This is a genomic window from Burkholderia guangdongensis (assembly GCF_013403875.1).
Lineage (GTDB): Bacteria > Pseudomonadota > Gammaproteobacteria > Burkholderiales > Burkholderiaceae > Burkholderia > Burkholderia guangdongensis.
Genome location: NZ_JACBNX010000006.1, coordinates 143,595 through 159,447, shown reverse-complemented (window position 1 = coordinate 159,447; position 15,853 = coordinate 143,595). Strand labels below are relative to the sequence as shown.

Genomic DNA, 15,853 nt, shown 5'->3' with positions numbered 1-15,853 from the left:
GCCGCAGCCGTGCAAGCTGCGGCCGCGTCGTCGAGCGAAACGTCAGACGGCCTGCCGCGCGTCGCCGCGGCGGCTGTACAGCAGCGCGGTTGCGCAGAACGCGCACGCGGCCGCGAAGCTCATCCAGAAGCCGGGCGCGGCCTTGTTGCCGGTCATGTGGATCAGTGCGGTCGAGATCGCCGGCGTGAAGCCGCCGAAGACCGCGGTCGCGAGGCTGTACGCGAGCGAGAAGCCGGCGACGCGCACCTCGACCGGCATCACCTCGGTCAGCGCGACGACCATCGCGCCGTTGTACATCCCGAACATGAACGACATCCACAGCAGCACGACGAGCATGTTGCCGAACGTCGGCGCATGCGCGAGGAACGTCAGCGCCGGGTACGCGGTCAGCACGTTCAGTGCGGTGACCGCGAGCATCACTGGGCGGCGGCCGATGCGGTCGGAGATGATCCCGCCGATCGGCAGCCAGATGAAGTTCGACACCGCGACGCACAGCGTGACGATCAGGCTGTCCGCGGTGCTCAGATGCAGCACGGTCTTGCCGTAGGTCGGCGTGTAGACGGTGATCAGATAGAAGCTCGTCGTCGTCATCGCGACGAGCATCATCCCGCCGATCACGACCGGCCAATTGCGCGTCAGCGTCGTGAACACCTCGCGCGTGCTCGGGCGATGCGAGCGATGCTGGAACGCCTCGGTTTCCTGCAGCTTGCGGCGCAGCATGAAGATCAGCGGCACGATCATGCAGCCGACGAGGAACGGCACGCGCCAGCCCCACGCGGCTATCTCGGTCTTGCTCAGCGATTCGTTCAGCACGTAGCCGAGCGCCGCCGCGACGACGATCGACACCTGCTGGCTGGCCGACTGCCAGCTCGTATAGAAGCCCTTCTTGCCGGGCGTCGCCATTTCCGCCAGATAGACGGATACGCCGCCGAGCTCCGCGCCCGCCGAAAAGCCCTGCAGCAGACGGCCGACCAGCACGAGGGCCGGCGCGAGCAGGCCGATCGTCTGATAGCCGGGCACGAACGCGATCAGAACCGTGCCGCTCGCCATGATTCCGAGCGTGACGATGAGCCCCTTGCGGCGGCCGACTTCGTCGATGTACGCGCCGAGCACGATCGCGCCGAGCGGCCGCATCAGGAAGCCCGCGCCGAACACCGCGAACGTCAGCATCAGCGACGCGAAATCGCTGCTCGTCGGAAAGAACACCGACGAGATCTGCGTCGCATAGAAGCCGAACAGGAAGAAGTCGAACTGCTCGAGGAAGTTGCCGGCGGTCACGCGGACGACTGCCGCGGCCTTCGAACGGGAGGAGGTGGCCACGGAGTCGGACATCGAGAAGTCTCCTGGAGAGTTCGTTGGTCGAATCGGGTCGGGCGTCGCGCGCAGCGCTCCCCGCAGCGCTCCCAAGTATGCGCTTTATTTTCGAGGTGATTGGCCCGAATATTCTTACCGGACATTCGCGTCACGGATGTTCGACGCGGATGCCCGATATTCACCGGGGCACGCGCACCGATGCGGTGCTCGGCGACCGTCGTGAAAGGTCAAAGAAGGCGCGCGGCCGGGTGCGATTTTCCTCGCGGGGCCGCGCCCACGGGCGCGACCCACGCATACAATAGGCGCTTCTCTCACGCAGCACGCACACCATGACCGAACAGGAAGCCGAACGGCTCGCGACGCATCGTCATTACAAAGGCGGCTTGTACCGCGTGATCGGCGTCGCCCGCCATTCCGAGACCGAGGAATCGCTCGTCGTCTACGAGCATTTGTGGCCGCATGCGCGCGGCCTGTGGGTGCGGCCCGAGGCGATGTTCAACGAATCGCTCGCCGACGGCACGCCGCGCTTTCGCAAGTTGCGCGACTGACGTCGCGCCTCACCGGGAGACGGACGATGAAAGCAGTGCGCCTGTTTGGAGTGAACGATGTCCGGGTCGTCGACGTCGACAGGCCCGTGCCGAAGCCGGGCGAAGTGCTGGTCAAGGTGGCCGCGGCCGGCGTCTGCCATTCGGATCTTCATCTGATCGAGCACGGCCGGCGCGCGCAGAAGCAGCCGTTCACGCTCGGCCACGAGAATGCCGGCTGGGTCGAGCAGCTCGGCGACGGTGTCGACGGCTTCGAGATAGGCGAGCCCGTGATGGTGTTCGGACCATGGGGCTGCGGCCATTGCGCGCCGTGCCAGGCGTCGTTCGAAAATTACTGCGAGCATCAATCCGAGTCGCCGGTGCTCGGCGGCGGGCTCGGGACCGACGGTGGAATGGCCGAGTACATGATCGTTCCGCATCCGCGCCTGCTCGTGAAGCTCGGCGATCTCGCGCCGGGCGAGGTCGCGCCGCTGTCCGACGCGGCGCTGACGCCGTATCACGCGATCAAGCGCTCGGCGGCGAAGCTCACGCCGTCGAGCTTCGTGTTCGTGATCGGGATCGGCGGGCTTGGACACATGGCCGTGCAGATCCTGAAGAAGCTGTATGCGGCGACCGTGATCGCGGGCGACATCGCCGACGACAAGCTCGACGTCGCGCGGCATCACGGCGCGGATCACGTCGTGCGCACCGATCGGCCCGACGCGGCCGAGCAGATCAGGGCGCTGACCGGCAGCAAGAAATGCGCGGTGGTGCTGGATTTCGTCGGCGCCGCGCCGACGCTCGCGCTCGGCGCGGCGACGGTCGGCCTGAACGGCGACTTCACGGTCGTCGGCCTCGCGGGCGGGCACATCGACTACGCGGCGGGCGTGGTGCCGTGGGGCGCGTCGCTGTGCGTGCCGTACTGGGGCTCGCGTGTCGAGCTGATGGAAGTGCTCGACATGAAGCGCAAGGGCATCATCGACATCGACTACACGACGTATCCGCTCGAGCGCGCGAACGACGTCTATCAGATGCTGCGCGAAGGCAGGATCAACGGGCGCGCGGTGCTGGTTCCGAGCCACTGAGCGCCGGGGCCGCCGGGGCCGTCAATGCGGCGGCGCGTTCGCCGGACGTCGCGCGCCGCGCGCCACTATTCGCCCGCCAACGCGTGCGCGATCGCCGGCGGCGCGTCGCCGACCCTGACGTCGGGCGTGTCGTGCCATGCGGCGAGCTTCCTGACCGCCTTGCCGAGATCGGCCGCGAGCCCGGCGCCCGCGCGCACGCCGGGTTCCAGATGCACGCGCTTCAGCTCGAACACGCGCTGCTCGCGATGCGCCTTCGCATCGATCCGACCGACGAGCCGCCCGCGATGCAGCACCGGCAGGCAGAAGTAGCCGTAACGGCGCTTGTGCGCGGGCGTGTAGCACTCGATCGTGTAGTCGAAGTCGAACAGCGCGGCGGCTCGCCGCCGATCCCAGACCACCGGATCGAACGGCGACAGCAGCGTCGTCACGCTCGCGCGCAGCGTGTTCGCTGCCGCGGCGGGCAGCAGCGCGTCGAGCGAGCGATGCACGTAGCCCGGCTCCTTCCAGCCGTCGACGGCGACCGGAATCAGCTCGCCGGCGTTCGCGAGCGCGTCGAGCTCCGCGCGGTACGACCGGCGCGGCAGCCGGTAGTAATCGGCGACCCAGTCCGCGCGCACGATCCCGAGCGCGCGGCATGTGAGGTCGAGCAGCGCCGGCAGCACGGCCTCGCGCGGCGGCAGGTCGCGCGCGTCGTTCCAGTCGGGCAGGATGCGCTCGGGCACGTCGTACACGCGCTGGAAGTTGCGCCGTTCGGCGACCATCAACTGGCCCGTCGAGAACAGCACTTCCAGGTGACGCTTCTCCGGCTTCCAGTCCCACCAGCCGTTGCCCTTGCCGCCGCTGCGCGTGAAATCGGCCGAGCGCACCGGCCCCGTCGCGCGGATTTGCGCGAGCAGGCGGTCGATGTCGTTGCGATGGCGCGCGTGCCAGTCGGCTGCGTATTTCCATCCCATCCCGGACGGGTCGAGCATCTTGTGCCGCATCAGGCCGAACTGCTCGATCGGCAGGAAGCACGCTTCATGCGACCAGTATTCGAACAGTTGCGCGTCGGCCAGATGCTCGTCGAGCCACTGCGCCGGATACGCGCCGAGCCGGCTGTACAGCACGAGGTACGGGCTGCGCGCGACGACGTGGATCGTGTCGATCTGCAACTGCGCCATACGCCGGATCGCGTCGAGCACGTCCGCCTTGGTCGCCTTGCGGCGCGGTGGCGTCAGCAGGCCCTGCGCGGCGAGGTGGAGCGCGCGGGCGGCGGCGGGCGAGAGCGTGAGCATCGGGGCGACGGCGTCAGGAACGGACGAGCGACACTGTAGCGTGAATGCGCGGCGCGCGCGCCGCGCATCCACGCCGCATCTGACAATGGTTGACAGATGAATCGCGAAAGTTTCCCTATAGTGATCTGCAAGCGCGCTTCATCGCGCGCACCGGTCCGCCTCCGACGCACGATATGTCTATGGCACGCAGGAGGCGAACCCGGCGCGCTCAACCCCCAATGAGCGCCCGGCACCCTGAGCGGGCATCCATACGGTTATGCAACCGGCCCCGTGTGGATGTCCGCTGATTTTTTTTCCGCTTCCGCTTCCGCTTTCTTTTCTTCGCTTCTTTCGTCGCTTTCCCTGCGACGCTTGCCGCGCGCGACCTCGTCGCCGGCATGGGGCGGCAGCCGCCCGGTGATCGGAATCGACGCGAACGAGAACAGTCCGACGACGATGAACGCCGGCCAGAAGTCGGACCAGACGATCGTCGGATGCCCCTGTATCCAGTGCGACAGATGAAGCACGAGCCCCGCGACGGTGACGCCGAGCCCGAGCGACATCTGCTGGACGACGCTACCGAGGCTCGTCGCGCGGCCCGCGTCGACGGGTGCGATTTCCGCGTAGATCATCGAATTGAGGCTCGTGAACTGCAGCGCCGGGAACACGCCGCCGACGAGCACGATCGTCCAGATCGCCCAGGTCGGCATGCCCGGGCGGAACGCCGCATATGCGGCGATCGCGAGCCCGGCGAACGCGGCGTTGTACATCAGCACGGTGCGGAACCCGAAGCGGCGCAGCGTGCGCGTCGCGGTGAAGCGGCTGACCGCGCCGCCGACGGCCGACGCGCAGGTGATCAGCCCGGAATGGAACGCGCTCATCCCGAGCCCTTCCTGCAGCGCGAGCGGCAGCAGGAACGGCACCGCGCCGAGCCCGATCCGGAACAGCGAGCCGCCGACGACGCTCGCGTGATAGGTCGGCAGCCGCAGGAACGACAGGTCGAGCACCGGCCGCGTCTTGCGGCGCGCGTACGGCACGTACAGCGCGATCATCGCGGCGCCGGCGACGCACATCGCGATCGCGTTCGTGCGCGACGTCAGCTCGCCGTCGATCAGCGTGAGGCCCATCAGCAGCAGCGCGGCGCCGGCCGCCGACAGCAGGAAGCCGAACGTGTCGAGCGGCCCCGGATCGGGCTCGTGCGTGTTCGCGATGTGCTTGTTCGCGAGATAGATCCCGTACAGGCCGATCGGCACGTTGATCAGGAAGATCAGCCGCCAGTGCAGATAGGTCGTGATGAAGCCGCCGACGAGCGGCCCGGCCGCGGGGCCGAACAGCGCGGGGATGCTCAGGTAGTTCATCGCGCGCACGAGCTCGGCGCGCGGCACCGCGCGGAAGATGATGATGCGGCCGACCGGCACCATCATCGCGCCGCCGACGCCTTGCACGAAGCGCGCGAACGTCATCATCGCGAGCGAGTTCGACGCCGCGCACATCAGCGAGCCGACGACGAAGATGCCGATCGCGGTGCGGAACACGGTGCGTGCGCCGAAACGGTCGGCGAGCCAGCCGCAGATCGGGATGAACACGCCGAGCCCGACCACGTACGCGGTGATCGCGATGTTCAGCGTGACGGGACTGTGACCGAAGTCGCGCGCCATCGACGGCAACGCGGTGACGATGATGTTCGCATCCACGCTTTCCATGAACAGTGCACAGGCGACGATCAGCGGTGCAATGAAGGCGTGGGCGGCGAGCGGCATGGGCGGGATGCGCGGCAAAGACGCCATTATGCAACGGCGGTCGCCGGCGCGTCACGCGTCGGCACGCGCTTTCGAAGCGACGCGGCGGGCCGGCACGATATTGCGCCGCATCGTAAAACCGCGCTCCGGTTAACTAAACAGTCCGCGTGGCGCGGGTCGGCGGCGGATCGCGATCGAAGCGGCGTGCGTCGCGTCGGGCATGACCGGTTGCCCGCATGTTGCGTTTCGTGCGACAGTTTCCGTTCGTATCGACACCACCGACGCGCATGGGTCGACGGCGATCGACGGCGATCGACACGAGCGCGCCGCGCGACAGGAGATCGTTCCGCCGTTCAACTCGCCATCGGAAGGAGGGAAGCGGCCATGACGCCGCGTTATGTCTTGTCTTCGTCGTCCGTCGCGAATCCGGTCCGCCGCCGGATGTCCGTATTCATGCTTTTCGCGTTCGCGGCCGCCTATTTCTGTACCGCCGGCTGTGTCGCGCACGCCGACGTCACTCATCCCGCCGCCGCGTCGATCCTGCCGCCGCCGAGCCGGCTCTACGGCGATCTGTTCGTCGCGGTGCAGACCGCGCAGATTTATCCGGATCAGAAAACCTTCGTCGACGCGATGCCGGACACCGATCCCGCGACGATCATCAAGTTGTACGCGCAACAAAAGAACCAGCCGGGTTTTTCGCTGAAACGGTTCGTCGATACTCACTTCGCGCCGCCCGTCGACCGGCCGGTGACGCCGCCGCCGAACCAGGGCCTGCGCGCGCACATCGACTGGCTGTGGCCGAGGCTCACGCGCACGTCGGTGGACGCGTCGCGATACGGTTCGCTGATCGCGCTGCCGAAGCCGTACGTCGTGCCGGGCGGCCGGTTCCGCGAAGGCTACTACTGGGACACGTATTTCACGATGCTCGGGCTGCAGGAGGCGGGCCACGAGGATCTCGTCGACGACATGCTCGACAACTTCGCTTTCCTGATCGATACGATCGGCCACGTGCCGAACGGCAATCGCACGTATTACGCGAGCCGCTCGCAGCCGCCGTTCTTCGCGTACATGGTGACGCTCGCGGCGCGCGTCGAGGGCGACAAGGTCTATCAGAAATATCTGCCCGCGCTGCGCCGCGAGTACGCGTACTGGATGGAAGGCGAGCGCACGACGCCGCGCGGCGGTGCCGCCGGCCACGTGGTCGCGATGCGCGACGGCGCGATCCTGAACCGCTACTGGGACGCGAGCGACACGCCGCGCGACGAGTCGTATCTCGAGGACGTGCGGACCGCGAAGGCCGCGCCTGATCGGCCCGCGCCGCAGGTGTGGCGCGATCTGCGCGCGGGCGCCGAAAGCGGCTGGGATTTCAGCTCGCGCTGGCTCGGCGACGGCAAGACGCTGACGACGATCCGCACGACGTCGATCGTGCCCGTCGACCTGAACAGCCTGATGTTCAATCTCGAAACGACGATCGCGAAAGGCTGCGCGCTCACGCGCGACGCCGCGTGCGTCGCCGATTTCCGTGCGCGCGCGCAGCGGCGCGCGGCCGCGATCAACCACTATCTGTGGAATCGCCACGGCTACTACGGCGACTACGACTGGCAGCTCGACAAGCCGCGCGACGACCTGACGGCCGCGGCGCTGTATCCGCTGTTCGCCGGCGCCGCGACGCCCGGGCGCGCGAAGGAAACCGCGCGGCACGTGCGCGACACGCTGCTGCAAGCCGGCGGCCTCGCGACGACGACGCTCACGACCGGCCAGCAGTGGGACGCACCGAACGGCTGGGCGCCGCTGCACTGGATCGCGATCGAGGGGCTCGACCGCTACGGCGAGACCGCGCTCGCGAACGAGATCGGTACGCGCTTTCTCGCCGGCGTGAAGCACGTGTACGCGACCGCGGGCAAGCTCGTCGAGAAGTACGTAGTCGAAGGCAGCGGCGCGGGCGGTGGAGGCGGCGGCGAGTATCCGCTACAGGACGGCTTCGGCTGGACCAACGGCGTCACGCTGAAGCTGCTCGATCGGTACGGAGACTGACGCGGGCCGCATCGGGCGGCCCGCGCCGGCATCCCGGCGTCAGAACGTGATCGTCGTGCGTGCACCGACGATCGTCTCGTCGCCGATGCGCGCGCCTGACGCGTTCGGGTTCGGAATGCCGCCCGACGGACGGAACACGTGCTGCAGGTCGGCCTGGATCTGCCACCACGGCGTGACCTGGAACTGGTACGTCGCCTCGACGACCGTCTCCGCGGTGCGCACCGGATAGCCGGGCGTCGTGTACGTGCCGATCGCGCCGTCGAGTGCGCGCGCATGCGAGCCGACCTTCGCATAGCCGACGGCGAGGCCGGCGACGTCGTTGTCGCGGCCCGCGAACGGCGCCTTCAGCGTGACGCCCGCGTTGACGCCGAGATCGACGAGGTTGCGGTCGCCCGGCGCGCCTATCACGCGCGCGAACACGCCGACCGCACGCGGGCTGTCGGCGGACGGGCGCCAGACCATCTGGTCGGCGACCGCGTAGAAGCCGTAGTCGCCGCGATGGCTCGCCGGGATGCCGTTGCTCGCCGGATTCGCGAGCGACGCGCCGTTCGTGTCGTTGCTCAGGTCGTCGAAATGTTGCGACTGATACCAGACGCCGAACTTGTACGTACCCGGCAGGCCCGCGGGCGCGGGCGCCTTCGGATCGGCGGGCGGCGCGTTCAGCGCGTACTGCACTTCGCCGATCACCAGCGCGCCGCTGCGCAGATCGAAGTTCGTGCCGTGCGCGTCGAACCTCTGCGGATCGCCGTCGCGTCGGCCGGCCGGATTGCCGTCGAACACGCCGGCCATCACGGTCCACGCATCGGACGGCTTCACGCGCAGCCGCACGCCGAGCGCCGACAGCGGATACGCGGGGCCGCCCGCCGGCATGTCGGCCGACGGCAGCACCGGCCAGCCGAACGTCGCGTTGACGAACGTCGCCGCGTACTGGCTCGTCATGAATTCCTGATCGAGACTCTGCTGGCCGACTTTCACGTCGACATTGCCGTTCGCGAACGCCTGCTGATACCAGAGCTCCCAGAGGCGTGTCGTCGCGTCGGCCTCGATGCCGCTCGCGGTCTGCAGCAGCGCGAGGTTGCGCTGCGTGAGGTTCGTGCCGTGGATGTTCAGCGCGGACACGTTGAACGTGCCGCCCGGCAGGCCGATCGCCTTGCTCGTGTCGACGCTGACGCCGAGCTGCGAGAGCCCGTCGTATGCGCCGCCGCGCCGGGTGCCGCCGGACACGTTGTTCAGGTACTCGCTCGTTTCCGTCAGATTCAGCGTGATGCCCGCGTCGCCGAGACGGTCGCGCACGCCGCCCATGTTGCCGAGCAGGTTCGAGCGGTCCCAGAAGCCGGTCGGCGCGGGGGCCGACGCGGGTGCGGTGGCGTCAGAGGCCGTGGCGGCCGGGGCGGGTGCTCCGGCGGCGCCGCTCGCGTCGGCGGCGGGTTGGGTGGCCGGTGCGGCCGGTGCGGCCGGCGCTGCCGTCTGCGCGAACGCCGGGCCGACCGCGCCGAGTGTCAACAGGATCGGCAGGCACGCATGCACGCGCACATTGCGCAGCGCGAGGTCGAATTTTTTCTTCATTGGATTCCCCTGATGTTGGTTTGTCATACGAAATAAAAGCGAAACGGCGGACGCCGGGCCGGCCGCGGTCACGGCAGCCAGCAGCCGACGCGCCATGCGTGCGAGAAGCCGAGCCGCGACGCGGCCGCGCAGAGCGCGGCGGCGAGCATCACCGCGACGGCCATCCCGCCGAGCACCGCGCAGTCGACGGGGCGCACGGCGACCGACAGGTGCGGCAGCGCGGCGTCGCGCCAGCCGTCGAGCGCGTGGGCGAGCGGCGAGAGCGCCGACGTCAGCGAGCGGTGGCACGCGAGGTGCGCGTAGCGCTTGAGTTTGAGCGCGAACGATTGAAGGAACATGACGAAGCTCCCGTCCGGTCCGGCGAAGCCGAACGACGTGAACGATCCGAGGCGCGCGGTGCGGCCTGCGATCGACGATTGAAACGTGACGGAGCGTGCAACGGACGAGCCGGCGATGGCCGGCCCGGAGAGAAGCGCGCTAACCCGATCGGTGCGAGTCAGCGGCTAAGGAGTGACCCTGGCGGCTATCTCGCGATACGGTGGCCGGCGTGTGCCGGCATCGAACTGCCACTACTAGGGTACGTGTCCACGAAAGGACTCCTCTGTTGAATTGCGGCGGATTGTAGTCGCGGCTTTTGCGGCGGTGCAAGTAAAAAATGCATAAAGATGCGGAGCCGTCACGGCGCGGCAATTGAGCCGCGACCGGGCCGCAACCGGGCCGCGTTAGCCGCCGCGAACCACCCTCCATCGCGCGTTTCGGCCGGCGGAAAAGTCGCGCGGGAGTGGCGTGCGCGCCACACGTGTAAGGTTCGGGCCCGGACTGCCGGAGCCAAAACTTTCAGTGTCCGAAACATCGAAAAATTTTTCGCGAACGCGGGTGTTCCGGGGTTGACTTTGGTTCTGACCGGTCACTAGAATCCGGCATCTTCACAAATGGGGCAGATGCCTTGGACGCTTGCAGTAGTCGATCTTCGACTGAAATTTCCGCCTGAGCGACAGACGTCCGCGCCTCTCTTAAGCCGCCGTCTGCATTCAGGCAGACGGTGCGCGCAGCAGTTCTCGCAGTAACACTCCTCGTGCACCCTTGATTTGCGCCCTATCGCGCTGTATTGCGCCGCACGTTCGCGCACGCTCGATTCGGCTTCGCCGCCGCCCGGTTCGCGGCCGCGCATGCGCACGCCTGTTCGCAGGCCAGCGCACGCACGGCCTTGTCCGCGCGGCGCTCATGACCGTGACGAACAGGAGCTGACATGACTGACAGTGACAGTTATCCCTTATGCCGCCTGACCCTTTCACCAACTTTGGGTCGCGAGGATAATCCAGCCGAATAAATAGCCCGACAGGGCTCGATGTTCCGGATTGGCCCGTGACCAGCAACGCGGCGAACTCATCGTGCCGCCGCCCGGAGCAAGATCATGAATTTCGGCCTTCTGCTGTCGCAACTCCCGCAAGTCAACGAATCGCGCGCGCATTACAACCACATGCTGGCGCTCGATTCCCGTCAGCCGGCGCTCGTCCGTTTCCTGCGCCAGTTGAAATCCTTTATTTCCTGAACCACCGAGCGTGCCTCGGCATAGGCAAGCGCGGCCGCCCGCAGGCGGTCGCCACGCGTGCATATACCGAGGGCCGGCGCTTGATCGATAACCTTTAGCAATACGGAATACGACATGTCCACGCCATCCAACGTTTCTCCACCAATCGCCGCACCGCGCAGCGCCGTCCTCGACGAAGCGCACGTCGGCGACATCCGCGGCGCGTTCGGTTCGATCGCGCACCACGACACCGCGCCGCGCAACACCTGGTGGGCGCGCTTTCGCACGCTGCTCGCGATCCTCGGGCCCGGCCTGATCGTGATGGTCGGCGACAACGACGCCGGCGCATTCGGCACCTACACGCAAGCGGGCCAGAACTACGGCACGACGCTGCTGTGGACGATGCTGCTGCTCGTGCCCGTGCTGTACGTGAACCAGGAGATGGTGCTGCGTCTCGGCGCGGTCACCGGCGTCGGCCACGCACGCCTGATCTTCGAGCGCTTCGGCAAGTTCTGGGGCGCGTTCAGCGTCGTCGACCTGTTCATCCTGAACGCGCTGACGATCGTCACCGAGTTCATCGGCATCACGTTCGTGCTCGATTTCTTCGGAATGCCGAAGGTCGCGGGCGTCTGCATTGCCGCCGCGCTGACGATGGCCGCGGTCAGTACCGGCGATTTCAGGCGCTTCGAGCGGTTCGCGGTCGTGCTCTGCGTGCTGAGCCTCGTGCTCGTGCCGGTGCTCGTCGCGATCCATCCGCCCGTCTCGCAGATGTCGCGCGATTTCTTCGTGCCGAACTGGCCCGCGCACGCGAAGCTGGCTGACGTGATGCTGCTCGTGATCGGCATCGTCGGCACGACGGTCGCGCCGTGGCAGCTGTTCTTCCAGCAGAGCTACGTGATCGACAAGCGCATCACGCCGCGCTTCATGAAGTACGAGAAGGCGGACCTGTGGATCGGCATCGTATTCGTGCTGATCGGCGCGGTCGCGATGATCGGCTTCAGCGCCGCGTTGTTCCAGGGTCATCCGGAATTCGGCAACTTCACCGATGCGGGCGGCATCATCGCCGGCCTCGAGAAGTACGCGGGCCGTACGAGCGCGACGCTGTTCGCGGTCGGCCTGCTCGACGCGAGCATCATCGGCGCGGCGGCGGTGTCGCTCGCGACCGCGTACGCGATCGGCGACGTGTTCAAGATCCGCCACTCGCTGCATCGCGGCGTGTCCGACGCGAAGGGCTTCTATCTCGTGTACTTCGGGATCGTCGCGCTCGCGGCCGCGATCGTGCTGATCCCGGGCAGCCCGCTCGGCCTGCTGACCGAAGCGGTGCAGACGCTGGCCGGCGTGCTGCTGCCGAGCGCGACGGTGTTCCTGCTGCTGCTCTGCAACGACAAGACGGTGCTCGGCCCGTGGGTCAACTCGAAGAAGCTGAACCTGTTCACGGGCGCGGTGATCTGGGTGCTGGTGATGCTGTCGATCATCCTGACCGCGTCGGTGATGTATCCGGACATCAGCGGCGAGACGATCATCGAGGTGCTCGTCGGCGGCACCGCGCTCGCGGTCGTCGGCTACGCGGCCACGATGCTGCTGCGCCGCGGCGAGAAAACCGACGCGGGCGTCGACCGCGCGCTGCGCGACACGTGGCGCATGCCGCCGCTCGACACGCTCGCGCCGCAGAAGATGACGCTCGCGACGCGGATCTGGATGGGCGTGCTGCGCGGCTATCTGGTGATCGCGGTCGGCCTTGTGATCTTCAAGGTCGTGCAGATGACGTTCTTCAAGTAAAACCTCCGCCGTCATGGTGCGCGTGGCGTGAATCACGCGGCGCGCGCCGTTCACCCTCCGTGCGCGCCGCGCGAGCTATCTCGCCACGATCCTGCCGTCAGACGTACTCGGCCGCCGTGATCTCGTGCCGTGTCACGCTGCTGCGCGCGACCGGCGCCGGCTCGTGGCGCTCGACGTGCGTCATCGCGGCGCCGAACAGCACGAGCCGATAGCCGACCGCGTAGACCGGGATGATCCGCATGTTCTTGTCGTCGTCCAGACGCAGCTTCGAGCGGATGCGCGAAATATGCGTGTCGAGCGTGCGCGACGACACGCCGAGCTCACGCCCCCAGACCGCTTCCTGGATTGCCTGCCGCGGCACGATCTTGTTCATGTTGTCGAGCAGGAACTCGATGACATCGAATTCGCGCGGCGTGATCTCGATCAGCGAGTCGTCGATCTCGACCGAGCGGCGCACGAAGTTGATTTTTATGTTGTCGATGTATAAGTATTTGCAATCCATGTTAGCCCTCGCGTTTCTTGGATGCTTGGTTTGTGCGAGGTATTACGAGCAAATTCCGGGCCACCCTGATGCCAGGGGTGTAAAGCGGACGCGGGTGCAACGCGCGGCCGGCGGCCGTTCATGCGAGTCTTGAATACAAAAGGATTTTTACGGACGGCGGCGGCGGGCGGAGGCGGCGATATAAAGGGGATCGAACGTCGCTGAAGGATTGTTACGTAGCATCCGCACGCGACGTTACGTCTGACGTAACGTTTGCGTACGCGGAGAAACAGGGCCGGAGCAGGGCGTATGCACCCCCGTTCCGGCCCGCCGGTCGTCAGGCCTGTTTCGCGCCGTCGGCGTCGAACGGCAGCACGTAATGGCGCTTGCCGGTCGCCGCGAACACCGCGTTCGCGACCGCCGGCCCGATCGGCGCGACGCCGGGCTCGCCGACGCCCGTCGGCGCTTCGCCGGACGCCACGACATGCACCTCGACCTTCGGCATCTCGGCCATCCGCAGCACGTGATAGCCGTCGAAGTTGCGCTGCTCGACCTGGCCGTCCTTCAGCGTGATTGCGCTGTGCAGGATCGCGCCGAGCCCGAAGCCGATGCCGCCCTCCATCTGCGCGACGACGATGTCAGGATTGATCGCGATCCCGCAGTCGACCGCGCAAACGACGCGATCGACCTTCACCTGGCCGTCGCTGTCGACGCTCACCTCGGCGACCTGCGCGACATACGTGTTGAACGCCTCGGCGACCGCGATCCCGCGGCCGCGGCCCTTCGGCAGCGGCTTCGCCGGATTCCAGCCGGCCTTCTGCGCGGCGAGATCGAGCACGCCCTTCAGGCGCGGCGCGTGGTCGAGCAGGCCACGGCGGAATTCGTACGGATCCTTGCCCGCCGCGTGCGCGGCCTCGTCGATGAACGCCTCGACCGCGTACGCGGTGTGCGAGCTGCCGACGACGCGCCACCACAGCACCGGCACGCTCGATTTCGCGGTGGTCAGCTCGACCGACACGTTCGGTATCGCGTAGCGGATGTTCGCGGCGCCCTCGACCGACGTCGAGTCGACCCCGTTCTTGACCATCACCGGCTCGAACGGCGTGCCCGCGAGGATCGACTGGCCGACGATGTGGTGATGCCAGCCGACGAGCTTGCCGTCCTTGGTCAGGCCCGCCTCGAGGCGGTGGAAGTACATCGGCCGGTAGAAGCCGCCGGTGATGTCGTCCTCGCGCGTCCACTGCAGCTTGATCGGCGTGCCGTTCGCGCCGAGCGCCTTCGCGATCGACACCGCCTCGACCACGTAGTCGGACCACGCGTTCGCGCGCCGGCCGAAGCTGCCGCCCGCGTACAGCGTGTGGATCCGCACCTGCTCCGGCTTGAGCCCGGCGGCCTGCGCGGCGTTGCCCTGGTCGACGGTCTGGAACTGGTCGCCGTTCCAGATCTCGCAACTGTCGGCGCTCAGCTTGACGACCGTGTCGAGCGGCTCCATCGGTGCGTGCGCGAGATACGGGAATTCGTACGACGCGCTGATCTTGCGCGCGGCGCCGGCGATCGCGGCGGCCGCGTCGCCGTCCTTGCGCGCGGGCAGGCCTGGCGTCCCGGCGAGCTGCCGGTATTCACGCATGATCGCGTCGGAGCTGCGCTTCTCGGCGTGCGTGTCGTCCCATTCGACCTTCAGCGCGTCGCGGCCCTGCTTCGCGGCCCAGAAACCGGTGGCGACGACTGCGACGCCGTGCGGCACCTGCACGACGTTCACGACGCCCGGCACGGCCTTCGCGGCCGTCGCGTCGAACGACTTCACGGTTGCGCCGAAGCGCGGCGGACGCTGCATCACCGCGACGAGCATCCCGGGAAAATGCATGTCGAGCGTGTACTGCGCGGTGCCGTTCGATTTCGCGGGGGCGTCGACGCGCGGGATCGGGTGTCCGATCAGCCGGAACTCGGCGGGCGACTTCAGCGCGACCTTGTCCGGCACCGGCAGCTTCGCGGCGGCCGGCACGAGCGCGCCGTAGCTTATGCGCTTGCCGCTCGCCGCGTGCTCGACGAAGCCGTCGCGCGTCGTCAGCTGGTCGGTCGGCACGTGCCACTGCGCGGCGGCCGCCGACACGAGCATCGCGCGCGCCTTCGCGCCGGCCTCGCGCAACTGCTGCCACGAGTTCGCCATCGCGGTGCTGCCGCCGGTGCCCTGGATCTTGCCGAACGCGAGGTTCGCGTAGCGCGTCGCATCGGCGGGCGCGCTCTCGACGCGCACGCTCGACCAGTCGGCGTCGAGTTCTTCCGCGACGATCGTCGCGAGGCCGGTGTAAGCGCCCTGGCCGACCTCGACGTGCTTCGCGATCACGGTCACGCTGCCGTCCGGCGCAACGCGCAGGAACGCATTCGGCGCGAACGCCGCGTCGGGCGCGGTCGCGGCGACCGCGCGCCGGCCGGGGCCGAACCAGTCGAAGCCGATCGTGAGCGCGACCGCGCCCGCGCCGGCTGCCTTCAGAAACGTGCGGCGCGACGGACGCACCGCATTCGGGGTATCGAATTCAGTGGTCATGG

At 67.7% G+C, this 15,853-nt stretch carries 12 protein-coding genes and 1 pseudogene; 6 read left to right on the top strand and 7 right to left on the bottom strand.

What is annotated here, in order from left to right:
* Nucleotides 1–42: 42 nt before the first annotated feature.
* Nucleotides 43–1,332, bottom strand: a complete 1,290-nt coding sequence (gene tcuC, locus HZI36_RS08305; protein ID WP_179402163.1) for an MFS transporter — start codon at nucleotides 1,330–1,332, stop codon at nucleotides 43–45.
* Between the two features lie 311 nt (nucleotides 1,333–1,643).
* Here tcuC and HZI36_RS08300 point away from each other — a divergent pair, with 311 nt between their 5' ends.
* Nucleotides 1,644–1,862, top strand: a complete 219-nt coding sequence (locus tag HZI36_RS08300; RefSeq protein ID WP_179402162.1) for a DUF1653 domain-containing protein — start codon at nucleotides 1,644–1,646, stop codon at nucleotides 1,860–1,862.
* Between the two features lie 26 nt (nucleotides 1,863–1,888).
* Complete coding sequence (locus HZI36_RS08295; protein ID WP_179402161.1) at nucleotides 1,889–2,923, top strand: NAD(P)-dependent alcohol dehydrogenase; 1,035 nt, start codon at nucleotides 1,889–1,891, stop codon at nucleotides 2,921–2,923.
* A gap of 65 nt (nucleotides 2,924–2,988) precedes the next feature.
* Here HZI36_RS08295 and HZI36_RS08290 read toward each other — a convergent pair whose 3' ends face one another.
* Nucleotides 2,989–4,197 carry a winged helix-turn-helix domain-containing protein gene (locus HZI36_RS08290; protein ID WP_179402160.1) on the bottom strand — a complete coding sequence of 403 codons (1,209 nt, stop codon included), beginning with the start codon at nucleotides 4,195–4,197 and terminating at the stop codon, nucleotides 2,989–2,991.
* 344 nt (nucleotides 4,198–4,541) lie between these two features.
* Nucleotides 4,542–5,936 (bottom strand): annotated as a pseudogene (locus HZI36_RS08285) (MFS transporter); the annotation flags it as partial.
* On the opposite strand from HZI36_RS08285, the gene HZI36_RS26930 reads away from it, so the two are divergent.
* Together HZI36_RS26930 and treA are read left to right on the top strand one after the other, a co-directional pair.
* Nucleotides 5,854–6,069, top strand: coding sequence for a hypothetical protein (locus HZI36_RS26930; RefSeq protein WP_246327014.1), 216 nt, complete (start codon nucleotides 5,854–5,856; stop codon nucleotides 6,067–6,069). The pseudogene HZI36_RS08285 and the gene HZI36_RS26930 sit on opposite strands and share 83 nt — an antisense overlap.
* Nucleotides 6,070–6,356: 287 nt before the next feature.
* A complete protein-coding gene (treA, locus tag HZI36_RS08280) occupies nucleotides 6,357–7,949 on the top strand; it encodes an alpha,alpha-trehalase TreA (RefSeq protein WP_425485208.1) in 1,593 nt (530 codons plus the stop codon).
* 39 nt (nucleotides 7,950–7,988) lie between these two features.
* Here the strand turns inward: treA and HZI36_RS08275 are convergent, their stop codons facing one another.
* Both HZI36_RS08275 and HZI36_RS08270 read right to left on the bottom strand, forming a co-directional pair.
* Nucleotides 7,989–9,515, bottom strand: a complete 1,527-nt coding sequence (locus HZI36_RS08275) for a carbohydrate porin (RefSeq protein WP_179402158.1) — start codon at nucleotides 9,513–9,515, stop codon at nucleotides 7,989–7,991.
* 68 nt (nucleotides 9,516–9,583) lie between these two features.
* Nucleotides 9,584–9,853 carry a hypothetical protein gene (locus tag HZI36_RS08270; RefSeq protein ID WP_179402157.1) on the bottom strand — a complete coding sequence of 90 codons (270 nt, stop codon included), beginning with the start codon at nucleotides 9,851–9,853 and terminating at the stop codon, nucleotides 9,584–9,586.
* 1,076 nt (nucleotides 9,854–10,929) lie between these two features.
* Between HZI36_RS08270 and HZI36_RS08265 the strand changes: the two genes are divergently transcribed.
* Nucleotides 10,930–11,067, top strand: coding sequence for a hypothetical protein (locus HZI36_RS08265; protein WP_179402156.1), 138 nt, complete (start codon nucleotides 10,930–10,932; stop codon nucleotides 11,065–11,067).
* A 114-nt stretch (nucleotides 11,068–11,181) separates the two neighbouring features.
* Nucleotides 11,182–12,825 (top strand): NRAMP family divalent metal transporter, encoded by a 1,644-nt coding sequence (locus HZI36_RS08260; protein ID WP_179402155.1) that lies wholly within the window; start codon nucleotides 11,182–11,184, stop codon nucleotides 12,823–12,825.
* A gap of 97 nt (nucleotides 12,826–12,922) precedes the next feature.
* Here HZI36_RS08260 and HZI36_RS08255 read toward each other — a convergent pair whose 3' ends face one another.
* Nucleotides 12,923–13,327: a winged helix-turn-helix domain-containing protein gene (locus HZI36_RS08255; protein ID WP_179402154.1), complete on the bottom strand. Its 405-nt coding sequence runs from the start codon at nucleotides 13,325–13,327 to the stop codon at nucleotides 12,923–12,925.
* A gap of 316 nt (nucleotides 13,328–13,643) precedes the next feature.
* The gene (locus tag HZI36_RS08250) at nucleotides 13,644–15,851 is read right to left on the bottom strand and encodes a xanthine dehydrogenase family protein molybdopterin-binding subunit (protein ID WP_179402153.1); all 2,208 of its coding nucleotides are present in this window, start codon (nucleotides 15,849–15,851) and stop codon (nucleotides 13,644–13,646) included.
* Nucleotides 15,852–15,853: the final 2 nt, after the last annotated feature.